Raw genomic sequence first — 22,236 nt, 5'->3', positions numbered from 1 at the left:
GTGACGAAAGACGCATACACCCTGGCCAGTGAGGCCGCCGCGGCGCTGCGCAGCGCCGCGGGCCTCGACAAGCTCGACGCGCCGCTGGACGTGGCGCTCGTCATGGGGTCGGGGTGGGTGCCCGCCGCCGACGCGCTCGGCGAGACGGTGAGCGAGATCCCCTTCACCGACCTGCCGGGCTTCCGCGCCCCCGCCGTCGCCGGGCACGGCGGCAAGATCCGCGTCGTCCGCACCCCCGGCGGCCGGTACGCGCTGATCTACCTCGGCCGCACCCACCTGTACGAAGGGCTCGGGGTGGACGCGGTGGTCCACGGCGTGCGCACGGCCGCCGCGGCAGGCGTGCGCACGCTGGTGCTCACCAACGCGGCGGGCGGCCTGCGCCCCGAGACCCAGAACGTCGGCGACCCGGTCCTGATCAGCGACCACATCAACCTGACCGGGGCCAACCCGATCACCGGCACCACGTTCATCGACCTCACCGAGGTCTACTCGCGGCGGCTGCGCGCGCTCGTGCGCGAGGTCGACCCGACCCTGGCCGAGGGCGTGTACGTGGCCTTCAGGGGCCCGACGTACGAGACGCCCGCCGAGATCCGCATGCTGCGCACGCTCGGCGGCGACATGGTCGGCATGTCCACCGTCCTCGAGGCCATCGCCGCCCGCGAGGCGAACCTGGAGGTGCTCGGCATCTCCCTCGTCACCAACCCGGGCGCCGGGCTGTCGGGCGAGCCGCTCGACCACGAGGAGGTCCTTCAGGTCGGCCGGGCGACCGCCGCCCGCATGGGCGTGCTGCTGGCCAAGGTGGTGGACCGGCTGTGAGCCTCCTGGAGGAGGCCCGCGCCTGGCTGGCTCAGGACCCCGACCCCGACACCAGGGCCGAGCTGTCGGCCCTGATCGAGACCGAGGACCTGCCCGCGCTGCGGGAACGCTTCGGATCCCGGCTGGAGTTCGGCACCGCGGGCCTGCGCGGCGAGCTGGGCGCCGGGCCGAACCGGATGAACCGGGTGACCGTGATGCGCGCCGCCGCCGGCCTGGCCGCGGTGCTCGGGCCCGGCAAGCACGTCGTCATCGGCTACGACGCCCGGCACAAGTCCGACGTCTTCGCCCGCGACACCGCCGCCGTGCTCACCGGCGCCGGGGTGAACGCCTCGCTGCTGCCGCGCCCGCTGCCCACGCCCGTGCTGGCCTTCGCCGTACGCCACCTGGGCGCCGACGCCGGGGTGACGGTCACGGCCAGCCACAACCCGCCCCGCGACAACGGCTACAAGGTCTACTGGGGCGACGGCTCCCAGATCGTGCCGCCCATCGACGCCCGGATCTCGGCCGCCATCGACGCGGTCGGGCGGGTGGACGAGCTGCCGCTCGGCGGCCCCGGCACGCTGACCGAGCTGGGCGACGACATCGTCGACGACTACATCGCCGCACTGACCACGCTCCCCCTCGGTGACGCGCGCGAGCTGCGGGTGGCGTACACGCCGCTGCACGGCGTCGGCGCTGCCACGCTGACCGGCGCGTTCCTCGCCGCCGGGTTCGAGAGCCCGATGGCCGTCGAGGAGCAGCGCAACCCCGACCCTGACTTCCCCACCGTCGCCTTCCCCAACCCGGAAGAGCCGGGCGCGATGGACCTCGCCGTCGCGCTGGCCGCCAAGACCGGCGCGGACCTGGTGCTGGCCAACGACCCCGACGCCGACAGGTGCGCGGTGGGCGTGCCGCTGCCGGACGGCGGCGTACGCATGCTGACCGGCGACGAGGTCGGCGGCCTGCTCGCCGAGCACGTCATCGCGCACACCACCGGCGACCGCATGGTGGCCACCACCATCGTCTCCTCCAGCCTGCTCGCCAAGATCGCTCAGGCGCACGGCGTGCGCTACGGCGAGACGCTGACCGGCTTCAAGTGGATCATCAAGGCGGGTCCCGGGCTGGTGTTCGGCTACGAGGAGGCCATCGGCTACAGCGTCGGCTCCGACACCGGCCTGCCGGTCCGCGACAAGGACGGCATCGGCGCCGCGCTCACCGTCGCCGCCATCGCCGCCGCTGCCAAGCGCGACGGGCGTACGCTGCTGGACCTGCTCGACGACCAGGCCCGCCGCTACGGCCTGCACGCCACCACCCAGCTCTCCTTCCGCGTCGCCGACCTGTCGCTGATCGCCGGGGCCATGGCGCGGCTGCGCGCCGAGCCGCCCACCGGCCTCGGCGGCCTCGCGGTGACCGCCGCCGACGACCTCACGCGCGGCGACGGCGGCCTGCCGCCGACCGACGGGCTGCGCTACCGGCTGGCGGACGGCGCCCGCGTAGTCGTCCGCCCGTCCGGCACCGAGCCCAAGCTGAAGTGCTACCTGGAGGTCGTCGTCCCGGTCGCCACCACCCCCGCCGTGGCCCGCGCGGTGGCCGCCGAGCGTCTCGAGGCGATCAAGTCCGACCTCGCCGCCCGGCTCGGCCTCGGGTGACGGCGTACGAGCGCTTCCTCGGCCACGTCCTGCCGGACCCCGAGGGGCACGACTCGTGCGGGCACGACCTCGCGTTCCCGCGGGTGCGCTGACCGCTCGGGCCGGCAGGCGCGCTGACGGCTTGGAAGAGCAGGGCTTCAGCCGGCAGGGGCGCTGACGGCTTCGGCCGGAAGGCGCTCGGCCAGGCGGAGCAGGCCGGCGGCGGCGAGGGCAAGCAGCGTGCCGAGCGCCGCCCAGAGCAGCGGCGGCGAGAAGCTCACCAGCGCCGAGAACCCGGCCGGCGCCACCACCTGCCCGACCGCCCACGTCATCTGGTGCACGGCCAGGTAGCGCCCCCGCAGCCCGGCGGGCGCCGCCCCGGCGGCCAGCGACGCGGCGGGCGCCGTGTGCAGCAGCTCGGCCAGCGTGAAGACCAGGGTCGCCACGACCAGCACCGCCACCCTGGGCACCCCTGACGGGGCCAGGGCGGCGACCCCGTACAGGGCGCAGGCCAGCACGAACACGCCGCCCGCCAGCGCCATCGCATGCGTACGGCGGGCATGCCGCTGCACGTGCCGCACCGGAAGCTGACCCGCCGCGACGAGCAGGGTCCGCACAGGACGACCGATGCCGACGTCCCACCCCGCGCAAGAGGACCGACGCCGCCGCAGGCCCGAGCGGCGCGTGTCTGCCCCGGCAGGCGCATCCGGCCCGGTGGACGAGACCGCCTGGCAGGCGGGACCCGGGCCAGGGAGCGGTTAGGCCAGGCGGATCTGGAGGTCCGTGAGCCAGCCGGCGGGGTCGGGTTCGGTGCGCGGGTCCGTGTTGTACAGCTCCAGGCGGCAGCCCCAGTGCTCGGCGCCGTCTCGTTCGGTCACGTCCCACGTCACGCCTTGCTCCGCGCCCCACGCGAGCAGCGCGCCCGTGGCCCCCGCGAGGCCGTCGAAGGGGCCGCGGTGGGTGGCGGTGGCGTAGCGGCCGGCGGGCAGCACGCCGGCGAAGTAGTCGCCCTCCACGTCCACCGGCTCGGCGACCGGCACGCCGGCCTGCAGCACCATCCCGTCGCCGTCGGGCTCGAAGCTCTCGTAGCGCAGGAACGGTGCCCCGGCAGGGGCGAGGCCGCGTCCGGCCAGCCAGCCGACGATCTCGCCGATCCGGTCGGCGATGGCGGGGATGGTGCTCATGGTGACGGTGCCGCGCACCCCGACGTAGGGCCGGTCGGGCAGTTCCACGATCTCAGGCATGATGAAGCCTCCTTCTCCCCCATCAGACCGGCCGCGGCCGCGAAACTCATCGCCCAGGCGACGCGACGCCAGCCGCCACACCCCGTGCGACGCCGATCCCGGCCCCCGCGCGGCGCCAGCCGCCACCCCGCGCGACGCCGGTCCCGGTCCCGTCCCTACGCGACGATCGCCACGATCACCAGCACCAGCGCGACCGCCAGCACCGCGATCGAGTCGTACGACCACGTCACCCGGGCGGGCCCTGCCTGCTCGTCACGACGCTTGGCGGACTCGGCGCGGTCGCGGATCTGGTCGCCGACCCAGTCGGCGTGCGTCTTGCCCGCGAACGCCTCGGCCGCCGCCTGCTCGCCCTTCGACAGGACCGGCTCGGTGGCGAAGCGTCCTCGCTGCTTGGCGGGCGTGCCGCGCCGCTGCGCCTTGGCGCGCTCGCGGGCGCTGCTCATCGGCGTCCACAGCCGGAGCACCTGATCGTCGCCGTGGCGGACGTTGATCGAGTGGGAGACGCTGACGTCCTCGATGGAGGCCCACGGCAGGAACGTGGTGCGGAACGGGTTGCGCCCCACCAGCCCTTCCTCGGTGAGCACGGTGGCGGGGCGCAGCGCGACCGCGTAGACCAGCGCCGTCAGCGCGGCGAGCACGGCCAGCGCCACCAGCGACGACTTGCCGCTGAAGCGGACGATCAAATCGACGACGTTGAGCGCGACGAACACCAGCCAGACCCACGCCATGACGTAGGCGGCCTTACTGCGGTAGACCTGCTTCACGGCTGCCACTTGAGCTGTGCGAACCCGGGCTTGATGACGCCGTTGATGAGCGCGAGCCGCTCGTCGAACGGCAGGAACGCCGACTTCATCGCGTTGACCGTGAACCACTGCAGGTCGTCCCAGCCGTAGCCGAACGCCTCGACCAGCTTGTGGAACTCCTGCGACACGCTGGTGGAGCTCATCAGGCGGTTGTCGGTGTTGACGGTGACACGGAAGTACAGCCGCCGCAGCAGCCCGATGGGGTGCTCGGCGATCGACTCGGCGGCGCCGGTCTGCAGGTTGGACGTGGGGCACATCTCCAGCGGAATGCGCTTGTCGCGTACGTACGCCGCCAGCCGCCCCAGCTTGGCGGTGCCGTCGCTCGACACCGAGATGTCGTCGATGATCCGCACGCCGTGGCCGAGCCGGTCGGCGCCGCACCACTGGATGGCCTGCCAGATCGACGGCAGCCCGAACGCCTCACCGGCATGGATGGTGAAGTGGGCGTTCTCCCGCTGCAGGTATTCGAACGCGTCGAGGTGGCGGGTGGGAGGGTAGCCGGCCTCGGCGCCCGCGATGTCGAACCCGACCACGCCGACGTCGCGGTAGCGCACCGCCAGCTCGGCGATCTCGCGGGAGCGGGCCTGGTGGCGCATGGCGGTCAGCAGCGTGCCGACCCGGATGTTCCGCCCCTGCGAGCCGCGCTGGAAGCCCTCGAGCACGGCCTCCACCACCTGGTCGAGGCTCAGCCCCAGGGTGGTGTGCTGCTCGGGCGCGAAGCGCACCTCGGCGTAGACCACCCCGTCGGCCGCCAGGTCCTCCGCGCACTCCTGGGCGACCCGGATCAGCGACTCGCGGGTCTGCATGACGGCGACGGTGTGCTCGAACGTCTCCAGGTAGCGTTCGAGCGAGCCGGAGTCGGCCGCCTCTTCGAACCACTGGCGCAGGTGGTCGGGATCGTGGGTGGGCAGCCGGCCGTAGTCGGTCTCCCGGGCCAGCTCGACGATCGTCTCGGCGCGGAGCCCGCCGTCGAGGTGATCGTGCAGCAACACCTTGGGAGCCCGCCGGATCTCGTCAAGCGTGGGGCTCATCCGCCCATGATATGAGGACGGCCCGGCCCCCGGTCGCCCCCGCCCGTCACTCGCGGCCGGCGGCCTCGGGGGAGAACGCGGGCAGGCAGACCGCGATGTACTCGGCGCCCTCGGGTCCGACGCTGTAGCGGACCTTCTCCCCCGGCGAGGTCACCACCGACTGCCCCGCGTCGACCCTGGTGGTGCCGCCGTCGTGCTCGACCAGCACGGTGCCGCGCAGCACCACGGTGTACTCGGTGAACGACGGCGTCTGCGGGGGCTCCTCCCAGCCGGGCGGCGCGATCATGTGGGCGATGGACACCGCCTCGTCGCCGCTGTTGACGCGGCCCACGTGCTCGTCGATCACCTTGCCACCGGGTACGGGGATGCGGGACGCCCCCTCGATCTTTCTCACCACGACAGGTCAGTGTGCCACGTCGAGCACGAGCCGGTCCGGCGACCCCTGCTCGGTGACCCGGAACCCGGCCCGCCTGTTCAGCGCGAGCCCGATGCCGACGCGGCCCTCGAAGTCGCCGGTCCTGACGACCTTGGTGATGTTGCCGAGCCCGGCGGTGTAGACGGGGCCGCCGCGCCAGGTGGGCTTGCCGTCCTCGTTGTGCGCGTGCGCGGGGAAGAGCGTGAGCAGCAGGTACGCGCCGCCGGGCACGTCGATGGGCTTGCCCGAGCCGTCCTGGACGAACTCGTCCACCCATTTCACGTCATATCCGGGTATGCCGCCACGCAGGTCCACCACGAGCCGGTCGTACGTGTCGTGCGCCGCGTACCGCACGCCCGTCACGATCGCCGGCTCCATGCCGCCGCGCTCGACCTCCACCTCGGCCGTGCGCGTCGGCGCCGGCTCCGCCGCCGCGCTCTTCCCTGGCGAGGAAGATGCCGTGGGCGGGGTCTGCGACAGCGTCGCCTGCCGCACGTCGCCGCACCCCGCCAGCACGGCCGGCACGACGAGCACGGTCAGCGCGGCGAGGCGGGCGAGCGGGAGCGTCCGGGCACGCGACCGCTGCCTCGGCGGCAGCAGGCGGGCGCGCGACGGCCTTTCCGGCTGCGCCAGGCGGGCGCGCGACGGCCGGCTCGGCGGCGGTGATGACGTGCGCATGCCCGGTAGATTCCCAGCGCGCGGGCCCGCAAGCGCCTATCGTTCGAGCACTCCGGGATGGGCGTCCTCCAGCGCGGCGAGCCCCTCCGGCGTGAGCCTCAGGTAGAGGCCCCGCTCCACGTCCAGCACGAGCGGCGTGCCCTTGCCGCGGACCACGACCGAGATGTCGCACTCCAGGTACGTGTTCTCGTGCTCCTTCTCCAGGAAGTTGCGTTCGAGCACGTCGGCGTTGCGCGACCCGGCCTCCTCCCGGGCCTTCGAGCCGCCGCCGACGCCGCCGTACGCCACGGTCGGCGGCCTCTCATGGTGGCCGCCCTCCGGCCCCGAGCCGTGACCGCCTTCGCCACCGAGCGCCGGGTCGCCCACGCTGCCGGAAAGGCCGCCGCGCCCGGACCGGCCCCGGCCCTGTGCCCGGCCGTGCCCGGTCGTGTCCATGGCCTGCGCGTACACGCGCTGCTTGACCCGGGCCTCGGCGATCTCGCGGACCCCGGTGACCTCGATGCCGACCGTGCCGACGCCGGGCAGCTCGTACGCGTGCGTCAGCAGGTCGCCGAGGTGGGCCCGCATCGTACGTTCCTTGGTGGCCTCGTTCAGCGCGATGCCCTCGGGGCGGGAGAGCTCGAACCCGGCGGGCCTGTCGGCCGTCGCGGGCACCTCGGCGCGCAGCTTGGGCGCCACCGCCGCGAGCGGCGCCCACTCCTCCACCACCCTGGCGGCGGGGAAGGCGACCTGGTTGACGTCTCCCTTGGGCACCCCGTGGCCGAGCATGGCGGTCAGCGGGCCCGGCCCGCCCGGCTCCGCCCAGCGCGGCCGGGCCGCGACGACCTCGGTGCGCGCCGCGACCGGCGTGCCGTGCGGCACCTCCGTGGTCAGGTGGCCCGCCACCAGCAGTCCGACCTCGCCGTGTGCCTTCGCGCCGGTCGTCGCGGTGACCCCGACGTGCCGGTCGAAGAAGCGTACGGCGCCGTCGTGGCCGGTCAGCTCGCCCGCCCTGAGCAGCAGGCCGCGCGCCGCGCCCTGCACCGGCTCCATGACGGGGCCGACCTTGGTGCGTTCGAGCGTGATGTCGTACGTGACCGGGTGCCGGAACTCCTGCGGGGCCTCCCTGGTCTGGAAGCGGTTGATGTCCTTGACGTTCGTGCCGCGGGTGTCCACGCCGTGGGTGTCGTGGTAGGTCGCGGTTCCGGCCTCGCCGCCGACGATGTCGCCGTCCGAGGTCCCGATGTAGCGGCCGAGCAGCTCGGCGCCGTGATCGGTGCCCCGCTCGTTGAGCGTCAGGCCGCCGCTGAGCCGCTCGCTGCGCAGCATCAGGCCCGTGTCGGGGCGTTCGCCGACGTGTACGCCGTCGCCGAGTTCGGCGGTGACCCTGATGCCGACGCGTTCGGTGACCCGCCCGGCCGCGTCGGTGACGAACAGCCACGAGGACACGCCGTTCCCGCGCAGGTCGCCCAGCTTGGTGGCGAGCGCCTCCTGGCCGAAGTGGCCGCGCAGGTGCTCGGCCACCGGGTGCGTGGTGAACTCCTGGCCGGGCAGGAGCAGGCCCTCGCCGCGCAGCGTCTCGACGATCGCGGGCAGGACGCCGCGCGCATCGAGATGGTGCACGGAGGCGGTGCTCATCGCCGCCTCGGGGGCCACGTAGGCACGCGCCACGTCCCCGGCCGTCTCGGCCCCCTCCGCGGCCTGCTCGGGGGTACGCCCCGCCTCCGCACCGGACGCCTCGGGGACGTCCAGGGCGTGGCGGCGGGCCACCTCGTCGGGCAGCACGATGTCCATGATGTCGGACACGCGAAGGTAGACCGGCTCCCCTTGCTCGACGACCCGCCCGTCGGTCCTGCTCGGCGTCACGGTCAGCACCAGGTCGCCCCGGTACCAGTGCGAGGTGCCGCCGTCGTTGTAGGTGACCCGGCTGACGTCGCCGCCACCACGGTAGGACGTCTCCAGCGACATGCTCTTCGCGGCGGCGTGCCCGCCGGCCCGCGCCAGCAGCTTGTGCTCGGTCCCGGTGGCCGGGTGGCCGCCCTCGCCGTCGCCGCCGAGCGTGAGCCGCACGCCGGCCCGCGCGTGCCCGCCGACGCTGCGCGCGCCGCGCTCGCCCTCCGCCACGCGCGAGTTGCTGCTGGCGTACGCCTCGTGCTCGACCCCGGTCTCCGACTTCACGTACGTCATGCCCGCCACGTCGGCACGCACGTGCAGCTCGTGCCGCCAGCCGCCGTGCTCGGCCACCAGGTGGGGCAGCCCGCCGGGATGCGACGTGATCATGGTCTCCAGGCCGATCACGTCCACGACGTTCTCGATCGTGTACGGCACGTCGAGCCGCCGCGCGGGCGCCGGCAGATCGGCCCAGGCGGCGTAGACCTCGCCTACCGCCCGCGCGAGGTCCGGCATCGCGCCCAGGCGGACGATCGCGTGCAGGCGGTCGTCGTGGGCCCACACGTCGCGGGGCGGCTCGGACAGCGGCTCGATGCGGCCGACGCCGGCGACGTCTTCCGCCAGCAGCGGCGTCTCCTGCAGGTGCGGCTCGGGCACGACGATCTCCGCCCGGCTGCCGTCCACCCGCCATGAGGTGTCCGCGACCACCTCGCCGTCCCGCGAGATCCGCATGCTGACGTCGAACGAGAGGTCCCTGGTGAAGGTGAAGCCGCCGCCCGCCTCGGTACGGTCGTAGCGCGTGTGTCCCGACGTGACCGCGACCGTGTCGGCCTTCGTGCCGCTCAGGATGCCCGCGATGTTGGGGGCGTCCACCTTCAGCAGGCCCCCGGGCACGCCGGTGTTGAGCGCCCCGCCGATGTCCACCCGTGCCACGGCGGCCAGCTCGCCGCGCAGGCCCGCCGAGACCTCGCGCTGGCTGGTGCCGTTCCAGGAGGTGATGCGGCGCTCGTTCAGCACCTGGTTGGCCGCGCCGACCTCCTGCCTGGCGCCGAGCTCGCCGCGCGCCACCACCTCGATCGTGTGCCCGGCGATCGCGCGCTCGTACCTGATGCCGTTCAGCGCGTACGTCAGGTCCGCCTCCAGGGCGGCGCCGCCGAAGCGGAGCTCCAGGTCGCGGACGATCTGCCGCCTGATGTTCTGCGGCATGTCGGGCAGCGCCTGCCCGACGGCCTGGCGCAGCTCGGTGAACAGCCGCGTGTCCGCGTGCACCCTGATGGCGCTGCCCAGGCCGGGCCCGCGTCCCGCCGCGAGCGTGCGCGGTTCGAGCGGGTGCGGGTCGTAGACCGTCCTGTCGGGGGCGAAGTCCCGGCGTATGCGGTTCAGCTCTCTGTGCAGGTCGGCCAGCTCCTCCTGGATGCGGCCGAACTCGCTCGGCGGGGTCAGCTCATGGCCGAAGACGTCGCGTTCGAGTCCCGGCGCGTCCCGGGCCGGCAGGGCCAGCTCGGCGGGCACCTCCACGGTGAACGTGCCCATCGTCTCGGTCTCGACCCGCAGGCGCAGGTGGGCGTCGTACATGGTGAGGTCGGCCTTCTCGGTGACCACGGTGTGGTTGCCGAGCGCCCGGTTCGAGGTCGCGATGTGGTCGGAGCCGAAGCCGAAGCCGAAGACGCCGCGCCCGATGGCCTCGGCGAAGCGCCCGACGCGCACGCCGATCTTGCCGCCCACGTGCAGGTTGAGGTCCCTGCCCTGCCGGTACGCCGTGTTCTCGCCGTTGCGGCGCCCGAGGTCGTCCCTGAGCATGCCTTCGACAGGGGGACCGTCCACGCGTACCGGCTCGATCCGCGCCACCTCGCCGGTGATCCTGATGGACTCCTCGGCCGAGCGCAGCATCGACGTCTTGAACGTGACCGCCTCGGAGACCGCCCCGCTCGACAGCAGCGCCTGGCTGCGGTTCTTGATGCCCTGCTCCTGCAGGATGGTCGAGGTGAGGTGGTCGATGATCTTGACGACCTCGCCCGCGGGCACCCCCTGGGCGAGCGCGCGGCGCTGCACCTCCAGGACGAGCGGCGTCATGTCCAGCCCGCTGACCGTGATCCCGTGGTCGCGGAACTTGCCCGCCGCCCCCTGCGGCACCTCGTGGCGCGGCCGGGCCGGCGGGTGGTCGGAGGGCCGCGCCGGTCCCTCGCGGGTGAACTGCTCGGGGAACGGGAGGGTCACCGACAGATCGGGGACCTTGCCCGCTCCCGTGAGCTTCGCGCCGTCGCGGTAGACGTCGATGGCGATGTCCGCGACGAAGTAGTCGTGCGTGGGCGAGATGACCTTGTGGCCGCTCATCACCTCAAGGGTGCTCATGTGCGTGGTCCGCGTGGAGTCCACCAGGCCCGTACGGGGCAGCGCGGTCGACTCCTCCGCCGCGTCCGGCGACTCGGACAGGTTGCGGACCAGGCCGCCGTTGACCTCGCGTGAGGAGGAGCGTACGGACTTGCCCTCCACGCCGTCACCGCCGAACGCGACCGGCTTCTCCGGGGCCACGTCCGGGTTCTCGACGTGCCTGAAGTGTTCGGGGCGCAGCTTGAGGTAGAGCGCCTTGTCCCCGACGCTCAGCGCGTGGCCCTTCGCCAGGCGCTCGGTCCAGGCGTCGCGGTCGCCGTCGGCGAGCACCCGCTCCAGCCAGTCGCGGACCGCCGCGCGCTCCCGCTTGGTGAGGCCGGGCATGCCGTCGGTCATCGTCTGCGCGGCGGCCTTCGCGTCGCGCGGGACCTTGACGTCGTGCACGGCCGTCTCGCCGAGCGAGCCGATCTCGACGGTACGCGGCGGGCGCAGCGGCCCACGCGACTGCCCCGCGCCCTCACCCGCCCGAGCCGTCTGCCCGGCCCCTTCGGACCGCGCCGCCTGCCCGCCGCCGTCCGGGTGGGCCGTCTGCAAGGCGGCCTCTCCCCTGGGCACGGCAGGTGTCACCACAGGGCCGCCGACCGGCTGCTGTGCGCCCGCCTGCGGAGAGCCGCCCTGGGGCCCGGACTGCGGGGAGCCCGGCTCACGGGGACCGCCGGGCTGGGGGTCCGGTGCCGAGGCGAGCGAGGTGCCGGGCATGGGCCCGCCCTGGCCGCCGGGCCCGCCGCCGTGCAGGGACGTCACCAGGTGCTGCCCGTCCGCGCCGAGCGCGCTGGACGTGATGCCCTTGGCCAGCATCTCCCAGCTGAAGTTCCCCTGCGCCAGCATGGTCCCGGCGGTGGTGAGGCCGCCGGTCACGGCGTACTGCGCCGCCTGGCCGTACAGCGAGGAGTGGGCCGCCGCGATCAGCTTCTCCGCCGTGGACATCTCGGCCTTGGTCAGCCCGGCGCGCAGGCCGGGCGTGGCCAGCCGGGACAGCCCGCCCGTCAGCAGGCCCATCAGCATGCCCATCGCGCCGCCGCTCGCCGCGGAGATCGCGATCGTCTTGAGGTCGAACTCGTCCCTGCGGCCCTGCTGGATCTGCAGCGCCTGGACGCCGGCCTCCATGCCGCCCACGACGGCGGCGTAGATGGCGATGTTGCGCAGGCAGATCTTGGCGATCTGCATGACCGTCATGCGCGCGATCTGCAGGCGCGCGGGGATGAGCAGCAGCACCGCCTTGTTGACGATGGCCGCCTTGATCAGCATGGCGAGCTGGGCGATCAGCAGCCAGACCGTGGCCTCGATCATGTATTTGGCCCATTGGATCTGCACGCCCACGCCGTTGAGCGAAAGAGCGGCGTTCACCAGCCGCTCGACCAGGGTGGCGACCTTCGCGTCCGCCGTCTTCTTGACGTGCGCGGCGAAGGCGAGGTGCGCGTCGCCGTCCCAGTCGGCGCCGATCAGGCGGGCGCTCTGCGGCAGGTACGCGTCGGTGCCCTCGACGACCTGGTACGCGGCGGTGATGCAGGCGTCGGCCATGCGGAAGCAGCCGCTCTCGTCGCCTTCCGGCCAGTCCATGCCGACGACCCAGCCGACGTACGGCTTGGCCCAGTCGGGCACAAGGAACCCGTCGAACCCCATGGGCGATCAGCCGCGCCGCTCCGGCGGCCGGTCCGCCGCCTCGTAGTTACGGCTCGCCACGTTGAGGCCGGAGGTGAGGTCGTCGAGCTCGCCGAGGTAGGCCTTGAAGGCGTCCTCGATGCCCTGCTCGATGCCGGGCAGCTTCCTGGCCAGCTCGGCGCCGTACTCGTCGTTGCCGAGCGTCTTCCTGTCGCGGTCGAAGGCGGCCCGCAGAGCGGTCCTCGCCTCCTCCACGTTGGTCTTCAGGTCCTGGTAGCGGTTGCCGTGGCGGCGCAGCGACTCCGGCCGTACGGAGAAGCCGTCCTTCACCTCGCCTCCTGCCGCCGGGCGTCCTCTTGCGCGGCCGGCGAGGCAGGGCCGGGCAGGAAGGGGTCGATGCCGGGGTTCTCGCCGAAGAGCGCGTCGAGGTGCTCGGTGTCGGGCATGAGCGGCGCCATGAGCGCCCTGCCCCGCTCGGCGACCTCGGCGGTGGCCATGTCGGCCTGGCGCATGATGGCCTCGGCCAGCTCGGACGGCGACAGGCTGCGGTAGACGCGCGGGTGCAGCTCGATCCCGCGCAGCCGGCCGCCGGTGCCGACGGTGACGGCGACCAGCCCGTCCTTGGAGCGCGCGGTGTGCTCGATGGCGTTGTACTCCGCGTACGTCTCCCGGACCCGAGCGACCTCTTGGTCGATCTCGCGCGCCATCTCCTCGATCGTCGCCTCGAACGCGTCGGCCACCCGGCATCCTCCCATTCGTCCTCCGGGATTGTAGAGTCGCCGGCCGTCAACGGATGATCAGATCTCGCAGCATTGGGGGAGAATTAACCCTTTTGTCACTGAGCCCCCGCACTGAGCGAATGCAGGGGCTCTGCGATGATCACACCGTTTCGTACGCCCGTACGGACTCGGCCTGCGCCGGAACCGCCTTGCGGGCCCGCAGCCCGGTCGCCGAGATCGCCAGCCCGACCAGCGCCAGCACCAGCGACACCACGATCGCCGCGCGCAGCGAGCCGATCGAGAGCGTCTCACCGCCGCCGCCCGAGGTGAGCACGGCGGTCACCACGGCCAGCACGATCGCGCCGCCCACCTGCCCGGAGGTGTTCAGCAGGCCGGAGGCAAGGCCCTGCTCGTCGTCGTCCACGCCGCTGGTGGCCTGGATGTTGAGCGACGGGAACGACAGCGCGAACGCGATGCCGAGCAGGATCATGCCGGGGATCACCATGCCGCCCAGGCTGGGGGTGCGGTCGATGCCGAGGAAGATCGCGTACCCGCCGGCCAGCGCCGCCGCGCCGATGACGATGAGCCTGCCGGTGCCGAACCTGTCGGCGAAGTCGCCCATCTTGGTCGAGGTGAGCGCGACGAGCAGGCCGGCGGGCAGGAACGCGAGCGCGGTGCCGAGCGCCGACCAGCCCAGCAGGTTCTGGAAGTACTGCATGGCCACGAACTGGAAGGCCACGTACGAACCCATGAGGATGACCAGCCCGAGGTTGGCCCGCACGATGTGACCTGAGCGCAGGATGCCGAGCCGCACCAGCGGGTGGCGCACCTTCAGCTCGGCGAACACGAACAGGCCGAGCAGCGCGGCCACTCCGGCCAGCGAGCCGATCGTGCGGAGCGACGCCCACCCTGCCTCCGGCGCCTGCACGACCGTGAACACCAGCAGCAGCATCGACGCGGTGATCGTCACTGCGCCGAGGAGGTCGTGGCCGCCCTCGGCCCGCTCCTCACGGCCGCGCGGCAGCACCTTCAGCGCGGCGAGCAGCGCGACGATCGCGACCGGCACCGGCATCAGCAACGTCCACCGCCAGCCCAGCTCGGTCAGCAGTCCCGACAGCACCAGACCGAGGGAGTAGCCGCTCGCACCGCAGGCGGTGAAGATGCTGAGCGCCCTGTTGCGCTGCGGCCCCTCGGGGAAGGTGGTCGTGATGATCGACAAGGCGGCCGGGGCGGTGAACGCGGCGGCCACGCCCTTCACGAAGCGCGCCGCGATCAGCAACCCGCCGTCGTCCACCACACCGCCGAGCAACGACGCCACGGCGAACACGCCCAAGGCGACCAGGAACACCCTGCGCCGCCCGAGCAGGTCGGCGGTCCTGCCGCCGAGCAGCAGCAGGCCGCCGTAGCCGAGCACGTAGCCGCTCACCACCCACTGCAGCGATGAGGTCGTCAAACCGAGATCGTGCTGGATGGCGGGCAGCGCGACACCCACCATCGAGACGTCAAGCGCGTCAAGAAAGATCACTGCACAGAGGACGGCCAGTGCCGCCCAGCGCGAGGAAGAGGAGGTCATGACGCGACACAATACATGCACGCGCATCTAATGCAAATGCATTTAATGTCGTTGCATGCTCGTTTGACGTGGTGGTAATCTCCGCGACATGGACGCGGAGCACGTGGTCGAGACCTGGCGTTACGTCCTGGCCAAGCACTCCCAGGCGATGTGCGCGCTGGAGCGGGAGCTGGGCGAGCGTCACGGCCTCGGGCCCAGCGAGTTCGAGGTGCTCGACCGGATCGTCCATCACGATCGCAAGCTCCGCATCCAGGAGCTGTGCGACGAGGTCCACCTCAGCCAGAGCGCGCTCTCACGGGTGGTGGGGCGGCTGGAGAAGGCCGCGCTCGTCTCGCGCGGGGTCTGCGACGCCGACCGGCGCGGGGTGTTCGTCAGCATCACCGAGGAGGGCCGCGCGCGGCACGCCGAGGCGCTGCCCACGCAGCGCGCCGTGCTCAACGAGATCTTCAGCGGCGAACCGGCGGCGCGATGACGAACGCCGCACGACCCCCGTCCGGCCGTGCGGCGGCTGCCTTTGCGCGCGTCAGGGGGTGATGCGGTCGATGATGAGCGGCAGCCGCTCCTCGGCGGCCTCACCCACCTCGTACGCGCCCTCCAAGGCTTCCAGCGCGCGCTCGAAGCGCTGAGCCTCGTCGGCGTGCAGCGTCATGAGCGGCTGCCCGGCCCGCACCTCGTCACCGGGCTTGGCGTGCAGCACGACGCCCGCGCCCGCCGACACCGGGTCCTCCTTGCGCGCCCGGCCCGCGCCGAGCCGCCAGGCGGCCAGGCCGACCGCATAGGCGTCGAGCCTGGTCAGCACGCCGGAGCCGGGCGCCTCGACCGTCATGGTCTCGGCCGCCCTGGGCAGCGGCGCGTCGGGGTCGCCGCCCTGAGCGGAGATCATCCGCCGCCAGACGTCCATGGCCGAGCCGTCCGCCAGCGCCTTGGCCGGGTCCTTGGCCCCGGTGATGCCGGCGGCCTCCAGCATCTCGCGGGCCAGCCGTACGGTGAGCTCGACCACGTCCGCGGGACCGCCGCCCGACAGCACCTCGATGGACTCGGCGACCTCCAGGGCGTTGCCCACGGCCAGCCCGAGCGGCCGGTCCATGGCGGTGAGCAGGGCCACCGTGCGCACGCCCGCGTCGGTGCCGAGCGCGACCATGGTCTCGGCCAGCTCCCTGGCGTCGGGCACGGTCTTCATGAACGCCCCCGAGCCGACCTTGACGTCGAGGACGAGCGACCCGGTCCCCTCGGCGATCTTCTTCGACATGATCGACGAGGCGATGAGCGGGATCGACTCGACGGTGCCGGTGACGTCGCGCAGCGCGTACAGCTTCTTGTCGGCGGGCGCGAGACCGGACCCGGCGGCGCACACGACCGCGCCGGCCGTGCGCAGCACGTCCAGCATCTCGGCGTTGGACAGCGAGGCCCGCCAGCCGGGGATCGACTCCAGCTTGTCGAGGGTGCCGCCGGTGTGCCCGAGCCCGCGCCCGGAGAGCTGCGGCACGTACGCCCCGCAGGCCGCGACCAGCGGCGCGAGCGGCAGCGTGATCTTGTCGCCGACCCCGCCGGTCGAGTGCTTGTCGGCGGTCGGCCGGTCGAGCGAGGACCAGTCCATGCGCTCGCCCGAGCGGATCATGGCCAGGGTCCAGTCGGCGATCTCGCGCCGGTCCATGCCGTTCAGCAGGATCGCCATGGCCAGGGCCGACATCTGCTCGTCTGCCACCTCGCCGCGCGTGTACGCGTCGATGACCCAGTCGATCTGCGCCGTGGTCAGCTCGCGCCGGTCCCGCTTGGCGCGGATGACCTCGATGGCGTCCATCATGAGCTCCTGCTGAGGTCCTGGGGCCCGAACGCGTACGGCAGGATCTCGGCCATGCGCTTGGGCCCGTCCTCGGTCTCGACCAGCAGGTCATCACCGCCGAACTCGTACAGCAGCTGGCGGCAGCGCCCGCACGGCATCAGCAGCTCGCCGTGGCCGTCCACGCAGGTGAAGGCGACCAGCCTGCCGCTGCCCGAGCGCTGCAGCTCCGACACCAGGCCGCATTCGGCGCACAGGCCGACCCCGTAGGAGGCGTTCTCGACGTTGCACCCGGTGACGACGCGGCCGTCGTCCACCAGCGCCGCCGCTCCCACAGGGAATTTCGAGTACGGCGCGTAGGCGTGCCGCATGGCTTCGGCGGCCTCCTCGCGCAGGCGGTCCCAGTCGATGCTCAATGTTGTTCCCCCCGGCGATAGCTCACGCCGTCCGCCTTGGGCATCCGCAGCCGCTGCGAGGCGACCAGGAGCACGAGCAGCGTGAGCACGTGTGGCGTGATGAAGACGAAGTCGTTCGGCAGCTGGTCGATGACCAGCCAGAGCCAGAACAGCACGGCTGCGCCCACGACGGCCAGAGCCATCAGCACATACTGCCTGACCCCCGGCGCGGCCAGCTCGGCGGGCCGGTCGGGCGCGGTCATGCGGCGGATCTGCAGGGCGATGTAGACCAGCAGCAGCACCGCGCCGAACAGGAAGAACGTGTTGACGGTCTGCGCGCTGCGCAGCTGCAGGCCGTTGGCGTAGCCGAACAGGGCCGAGCCCGCGGCCAGGCCGCCCGGCCGCCAGTTGCCGAAAATCATGGCGGCGAGGCCGATGAAGCCGCGGCCCTGGGTCTGGCCCTCGACGTACTTGTCGGAGACGAAGACCAGGAACACGCCGCCGAGCCCGGCGAAGGCGCCGGAGATCACCACGGCGATGTACTTGATCCGGTAGACGTTGACGCCGAGCGACTCGGCCGCCCACGGGTTCTCACCGGCCGAGCGCAGCCGCAGGCCGAACGCGGTGTGCCAGAGCACGAAGAACGTCAGCGGCAGCAGCAGCACGGCCAGCACCACGAGCAGGTTCATCTCGTGGGTGAGCCCGCGCAGCACGCCGGCGATGTCGGCGACCAGGAACCAGTGGGTGCTCTCCAGCTTGCCGAGCAGGTCGGGCCCCGAGGACAGCAGCGGCAGGCTGATCGTGGGCGTGTCCCCGCTGACCGCGGGCGAGCTGGTGATGCCCGCGCCCGCCTCGGCGGCCGGTGTGCCCTCCTTGTAAAGCACCTCCGACAGGAAGCGGGTGATGCCGGGGCCGAGCAGGTTGATGGCGACGCCGCTGATGATGTGGTCGACGCCGAACGTCACGGTCGCGACGGCGTGCAGCAGACCGCCGAGCGCGCCGCCGATCAGCCCGGCGACCAGCGCCGCCCACGGGCCCCACTGGTATCCGGCCCAGCCGGCGAACCAGGTGCCGAGCACCATCATGCCTTCGAGGCCGATGTTGACCACGCCGGCCCGCTCGGCCCACAGGCCGCCGAGACCGGCCAGGGCGATCGGCACGGCGAGGATCAGCGCGGCGCCGACGGTGCCGGACGAGGTGAGGTCGTCGAAGCCCGTCAGCACGCGGACCAGCGACACCACCAGGATGAGCCCGGCGACGGCGATCAGCGCGAGGTGGTACTTGCGGACCTTGGTCATGCTGCCACCTCAACGGGGGTGTTCCTGCCGAGCTGCTGGGCGGCTCGCCGTTCTTCGATTCTGAGCGCGATCCGGTTCGTCACCTCGTTGGCCACGACGACCAGCAGCACGATCGCGCCCTGGATGATGGTGACGACGGAGGCGGGGATGTCGGCGAACTGGAGCGCGCCCTGCGCCCGGTCGAGGAAGGCGAACAGCAGGGCGGCGAACGCGATGCCGACGGGCTTGTTGCGGCCGAGCAGCGCCACCGCGATGCCGAGGAAGCCCAGCCCGGCGGTGAAGTTGTTGGTGTAGGCGCCGCGGTCGCCGAGGATCTCGGGCAGGCCGATGAGACCCGCGATGCCGCCGGACAGCATCATGGCGGCGATGATCATCGTCTTGGGGTTGACGCCGGAGGCGAGCGCGGCCGGGCCGTTCAGGCCGCTGGCCTTGATGTTGAAGCCGAACCTGGTGCGTTCGAGCACCACCCAGATCACCACGCCGAGCACGACGGCGACCAGCAGGAAGCCCCACAGACCGCCGTTGCGGGTGGGCGGCAGCATGCCGAACCACTCGAAGACGAAGTTCAGATCGGGGAACATGCCGGACTCCGGCAGCGGCGGCGTGGTCGTGTTGAGCTGGCCCTCCGCCCGCTCGCCCGCGAACGGCTCGCGCAGCAGGTACGCCGACAGCGCGATCGCGATGTAGTTGAGCATGATCGTGGAGATGACCTCGTTCACGCCCCTGGTCACCTTCATGACGGCGGGGATCAGCGCGTACAGGCCGCCGACCGCGGCCGCCACCAGGATGATGACCGTGATCTGGATGGGGGCGGGCGCGGTGAACGTGGAGCCCACGAACGCCGCGCAGATGGCGGCGATGCGGTACTGGCCCTCGACGCCGATGTTGAACAGGTTCATGCGGAAGCCGACGGCGACCGCGAGACCGGCGATGAACAGCGGCACGGCCCGGTTCAGGAGAGTGGCGACGGAGTTGGACTGGGCACGCGCGCTCTCTCCGAAGTCGAAGAAGGCGGCCAGCGCGTCGATCGGGCTGCCGCCCGCGACGACGATGGCCACGCTGCAGACGGCGATCGCCAGGACGACGGCCACGGCGGCGCCGACGACGGTGAGCAGTGCCCGGTTGAGCCCGGCGGGCATCACTTCTCCTCGTTTCCGGCGATGGCGCCGGTCATGTAACCGCCCAGCTGTTCGGGCGTGATCTCGCAGGGGTCGAGCGCGGCCACGAGCCGGCCGCGGTAGATGACCTGGATGCAGTCGGACAGGCCGATCAGCTCGTCGAGGTCGGCGGAGATGAGCAGCACGGCGAGCCCGTTGGCGCGGGCGTTGCGCAGGTGGTCCCAGATCGCGGCCTGCGCGCCGACGTCGACGCCGCGCGTGGGGTGTGCGGCGATGAGGAAGGCGGGGTCGCCGCTCATCTCACGGCCCACGATCAGCTTCTGCTGGTTGCCGCCGGACAGGGCCAGGGCCAGGGTCTCCACGCTCGGGGTGCGCACGTCGTACGCCTCGATGATGCGCTGGGTGTCGGCCTTGGACGCCTTCCTGTCCACCCAGATGCCGCGCCTGGCGGGCTTCCTGGTCTGGTGGCCGAGCACGCGGTTCTCCCACAGCGACGCCTCCAGGAGCAGGCCCTGGCGGTGGCGGTCCTCGGGGATGTAGCCGATGCCGGCCTCGCGCCGCTTGAGCGTGGACCAGTGGCTGATGTCGCGGCCGTCAAGCTCCACCAGGCCGTGCGCCGGGCGGATGCCCATGATGGCCTCGATCAGCTCGGACTGGCCGTTGCCCTCGACGCCGGCGATGCCCAGGATCTCGCCCTTGCGCACCTGGAACGTGACGTCGTCCAGCAGCAGCCGCTTGCCCTCCTCGCGCAGCCTGGCGGCGTAACCGGCGAAGCCGACGCCCTTGGGCGGCGGGTGGTGCCCGTCGGCCTCCACGGTCAGGTGGGAGACCTGGAGCGCGACGGTGTCGGTGACGGTGGAGTCGCGGGTCTCGGCCGTGGGCAGCTCGCTGCCCACCATCAGCTCGGCGAGCTGCCGCGCGGTGACCTCGCGGGGATCGACGCTGGCCACGGTGGTGCCGCGCCGGATGACGGTGATGGCGTCGGCGATGCCGAGCACCTCGTCGAGCTTGTGCGAGATGAAGATGACCGTCAGGCCCTCGGCCTTCAGCTCGCGCAGGTTCTGGAAGAGCTCGTCCACCTCCTGCGGCACGAGCACGGCGGTCGGCTCGTCGAGGATGAGGATGCGGGCTCCGCGGTAGAGCACTTTGAGGATCTCGACGCGCTGGCGGTCGCCGACGCCGAGGTCCTCCACCAGCTTGTCGGGGTCCACCCGCAGGCCGTGGGTTTCGGCCAGCTCGATGATGCGCCTGCGGGCCGATGCGGTGTCGAGCCGTCCCGCCCGCTTCGGCTCGGCGCCGAGGACGATGTTCTCCAGCACCGTGAAGTTGTCGGCGAGCATGAAGTGCTGGTGCACCATGCCGATCCCGACCTCGATCGCGTCACTCGGCGTGCGGAAGCTGACCTCCGTGCCGTTGATCTTGATCGTGCCCTCGTCCGGCTTCTGCATGCCGTAGAGGATCTTCATCAGGGTGGATTTGCCCGCGCCGTTCTCCCCGACGATGGCGTGCACCGTACCGGGCTGGACGGTGATGCAGATGTCGTGGTTCGCGACGACACCGGGGAAACGCTTGGTGATGCCCTCCAGCTCTACGGCGGGTCGCGCCGTGGCCAGGGTGTCAGCACTCATTTCGCCTCTCCTAGAAGCGGGTGGGGCGCATAGACAGAAGGCCCGAAGTGTACGGACTCCGGGCCCTCAGTTGTTCACGTCCAACCCCGATTACGGCTTGGCAGGAACCGTGATCTTGCCGTCGACGATGTCCTTCTTGGCAGCGTCGAGCTTGTCCTTGATGTCGTCGATCTCGCCGCCCGTGGTGGACAGGCCGACGCCGTCGACCTTGAGGTCGTACGTCACGTTCGTGCCGCCCTTGGCGCCGCCCTGGAAGGCCTTGATGAACTCGAACACGCTGACATCGACGCGCTTGAGCATCGAGGTCATGATCACCGACTGCAGCTCCGGCTCCTTGACCGTCTCGCGCTGGTCGGAGTCGACGCCGATGGCCTTCTTGCCGGCCGCGGCGGCCGCCTGGAACACGCCGAGACCGGAGTCGCCGGCGGCGTGGTAGACGATGTCCGCGCCGTCCTGGTACATCTTCTCGGCCGCGACCTTGCCCTTGTCGGGGGCCTTGAAGCCGCTGAAGTCACCGTCGGGGGTGAGGTAACGAATGTCGATCTTGGCGTCCGACTTGACCGACTTCACGCCGGCCACGAAGCCAGCCTCGAACTTCTTGATCAGGTCGGACTCGACACCGCCGACGAAGCCGACGTGGCCGGTCTCCGACTTGGTCGCCGCGGCGACGCCCGCCAGGTAGGAGCCCTGCTCCTCGGCGAACAGCAGGCCGGTCACGTTGGGGGCGTTCGAGGCCGAGTCGACGATCGCGAACTGGATGTCGGGGTACTCCTCGGCCGCCTTCTTGACGTCCTCGGCGTAGGCGAAGCCGACACCGATGATGGGGTTGTAGCCCGCGTCCGCGAGCTGGCGCAGCAGGTCACCGCGGTTGGAACCGTCGGCGGACGGGCTCAGCTCCTTGATCTCCGCACCCAGCTCCGCCTTGGCCTTCTCCAGACCGGCGTATGCCGCGTCGTTGAAGGACTTGTCACCACGCCCACCGACGTCGAACGCGAGACCCACCTTCAGCGAGCCACCGCCCGCCTCCGAGCTCGCGGCCCCCGTCGGCTCCTGACCGGCCGTGGTGTCACCACCGCCGCCGCCACACGCGGCGGCTGCCATGAGCATGACGCCCGCCACCGAACCGAGCATCAGCTTGCTGAATCGCTTGCCGAGCAAGGCGACTCCTTCCATTTCCCCGCCGCCGGATCTCATCGCAGGCGCGAAGAAACGCGCGGCACCTGCACGGAAGATAGTTGCTTGACCAGGGACCACCAAACCGTCGCACAG

19 protein-coding genes are annotated in these 22,236 nt (G+C 72.0%); 3 read left to right on the top strand and 16 right to left on the bottom strand.

All coding sequences use genetic code 11. The annotated features are described in order from the left end of the window. Together ACFMQL_RS18570 and ACFMQL_RS18565 are read left to right on the top strand one after the other, a co-directional pair. A complete protein-coding gene (locus ACFMQL_RS18570; protein ID WP_364059708.1) occupies positions 1-816 on the top strand; it encodes a purine-nucleoside phosphorylase in 816 nt (271 codons plus the stop codon). Beyond that, positions 813-2,444, top strand: coding sequence for a phospho-sugar mutase (locus ACFMQL_RS18565; protein ID WP_378786244.1), 1,632 nt, complete (start codon positions 813-815; stop codon positions 2,442-2,444). Before ACFMQL_RS18570 ends, ACFMQL_RS18565 begins: the two co-directional genes overlap by 4 nt. Positions 2,445-2,581: 137 nt before the next feature. Here the strand turns inward: ACFMQL_RS18565 and ACFMQL_RS18560 are convergent, their stop codons facing one another. The 10 genes from ACFMQL_RS18560 to ACFMQL_RS18515 all read right to left on the bottom strand — a co-directional run bounded on the left by ACFMQL_RS18560 (position 2,582) and on the right by ACFMQL_RS18515 (position 14,700). Next, positions 2,582-3,040, bottom strand: coding sequence for a hypothetical protein (locus ACFMQL_RS18560; RefSeq protein ID WP_364059702.1), 459 nt, complete (start codon positions 3,038-3,040; stop codon positions 2,582-2,584). Between the two features lie 141 nt (positions 3,041-3,181). After that, on the bottom strand, positions 3,182-3,667 hold the full coding sequence (locus ACFMQL_RS18555; RefSeq protein ID WP_364059699.1) for a GyrI-like domain-containing protein: 486 nt from the start codon (positions 3,665-3,667) through the stop codon (positions 3,182-3,184). Positions 3,668-3,822: 155 nt separating this feature from the next. Continuing rightward, positions 3,823-4,431: a PH domain-containing protein gene (locus ACFMQL_RS18550; protein ID WP_364059696.1), complete on the bottom strand. Its 609-nt coding sequence runs from the start codon at positions 4,429-4,431 to the stop codon at positions 3,823-3,825. Beyond that, positions 4,428-5,501 (bottom strand): adenosine deaminase, encoded by a 1,074-nt coding sequence (locus ACFMQL_RS18545; protein WP_364059693.1) that lies wholly within the window; start codon positions 5,499-5,501, stop codon positions 4,428-4,430. The genes ACFMQL_RS18550 and ACFMQL_RS18545 overlap by 4 nt, the downstream gene beginning before the upstream one ends. A gap of 46 nt (positions 5,502-5,547) precedes the next feature. Then, positions 5,548-5,895 carry a cupin domain-containing protein gene (locus tag ACFMQL_RS18540; RefSeq protein ID WP_378786241.1) on the bottom strand — a complete coding sequence of 116 codons (348 nt, stop codon included), beginning with the start codon at positions 5,893-5,895 and terminating at the stop codon, positions 5,548-5,550. 9 nt (positions 5,896-5,904) lie between these two features. Next, on the bottom strand, positions 5,905-6,594 hold the full coding sequence (locus ACFMQL_RS18535; RefSeq protein ID WP_378786237.1) for a hypothetical protein: 690 nt from the start codon (positions 6,592-6,594) through the stop codon (positions 5,905-5,907). Positions 6,595-6,630: 36 nt separating this feature from the next. After that, a complete protein-coding gene (locus ACFMQL_RS18530; RefSeq protein WP_378786235.1) occupies positions 6,631-12,477 on the bottom strand; it encodes a proline-rich domain-containing protein in 5,847 nt (1,948 codons plus the stop codon). A 6-nt stretch (positions 12,478-12,483) separates the two neighbouring features. Continuing rightward, positions 12,484-12,786 (bottom strand): type VII secretion target, encoded by a 303-nt coding sequence (locus tag ACFMQL_RS18525; RefSeq protein ID WP_364059681.1) that lies wholly within the window; start codon positions 12,784-12,786, stop codon positions 12,484-12,486. Continuing rightward, positions 12,783-13,196, bottom strand: coding sequence for a YbaB/EbfC family nucleoid-associated protein (locus tag ACFMQL_RS18520; RefSeq protein WP_364059678.1), 414 nt, complete (start codon positions 13,194-13,196; stop codon positions 12,783-12,785). The genes ACFMQL_RS18525 and ACFMQL_RS18520 overlap by 4 nt, the downstream gene beginning before the upstream one ends. Before the next feature lie 139 nt (positions 13,197-13,335). Then, the gene (locus tag ACFMQL_RS18515) at positions 13,336-14,700 is read right to left on the bottom strand and encodes an MFS transporter (RefSeq protein WP_364059675.1); all 1,365 of its coding nucleotides are present in this window, start codon (positions 14,698-14,700) and stop codon (positions 13,336-13,338) included. A gap of 136 nt (positions 14,701-14,836) precedes the next feature. On the opposite strand from ACFMQL_RS18515, the gene ACFMQL_RS18510 reads away from it, so the two are divergent. Further along, positions 14,837-15,220, top strand: a complete 384-nt coding sequence (locus tag ACFMQL_RS18510) for a MarR family transcriptional regulator (protein ID WP_364059672.1) — start codon at positions 14,837-14,839, stop codon at positions 15,218-15,220. 51 nt (positions 15,221-15,271) lie between these two features. Here the strand turns inward: ACFMQL_RS18510 and ACFMQL_RS18505 are convergent, their stop codons facing one another. The 6 genes from ACFMQL_RS18505 to ACFMQL_RS18480 form a co-directional block, all read right to left on the bottom strand. Beyond that, positions 15,272-16,549 carry a thymidine phosphorylase gene (locus ACFMQL_RS18505; protein ID WP_378790177.1) on the bottom strand — a complete coding sequence of 426 codons (1,278 nt, stop codon included), beginning with the start codon at positions 16,547-16,549 and terminating at the stop codon, positions 15,272-15,274. After that, positions 16,549-16,944, bottom strand: coding sequence for a cytidine deaminase (locus tag ACFMQL_RS18500; RefSeq protein WP_378786231.1), 396 nt, complete (start codon positions 16,942-16,944; stop codon positions 16,549-16,551). Before ACFMQL_RS18500 ends, ACFMQL_RS18505 begins: the two co-directional genes overlap by 1 nt. After that, a complete protein-coding gene (locus ACFMQL_RS18495; protein ID WP_378786229.1) occupies positions 16,941-18,221 on the bottom strand; it encodes an ABC transporter permease in 1,281 nt (426 codons plus the stop codon). The genes ACFMQL_RS18500 and ACFMQL_RS18495 overlap by 4 nt, the downstream gene beginning before the upstream one ends. Next, positions 18,218-19,360, bottom strand: coding sequence for an ABC transporter permease (locus ACFMQL_RS18490; RefSeq protein WP_364059663.1), 1,143 nt, complete (start codon positions 19,358-19,360; stop codon positions 18,218-18,220). Before ACFMQL_RS18490 ends, ACFMQL_RS18495 begins: the two co-directional genes overlap by 4 nt. Continuing rightward, positions 19,360-20,967 (bottom strand): ABC transporter ATP-binding protein, encoded by a 1,608-nt coding sequence (locus tag ACFMQL_RS18485; RefSeq protein ID WP_378786227.1) that lies wholly within the window; start codon positions 20,965-20,967, stop codon positions 19,360-19,362. The genes ACFMQL_RS18490 and ACFMQL_RS18485 overlap by 1 nt, the downstream gene beginning before the upstream one ends. Positions 20,968-21,057: 90 nt before the next feature. Then, entirely contained in the window at positions 21,058-22,125 is a 1,068-nt protein-coding gene (locus tag ACFMQL_RS18480; protein ID WP_364059657.1) for a BMP family ABC transporter substrate-binding protein, read from the bottom strand. Positions 22,126-22,236: the final 111 nt, after the last annotated feature.

This window comes from Nonomuraea fastidiosa (assembly GCF_042751225.1).
Taxonomy (GTDB): Bacteria; Actinomycetota; Actinomycetes; order Streptosporangiales; family Streptosporangiaceae; genus Nonomuraea; species Nonomuraea fastidiosa.
Note: the sequence above shows the minus strand (reverse complement) of the source record. Positions and strands in the feature narration are given on the sequence as shown.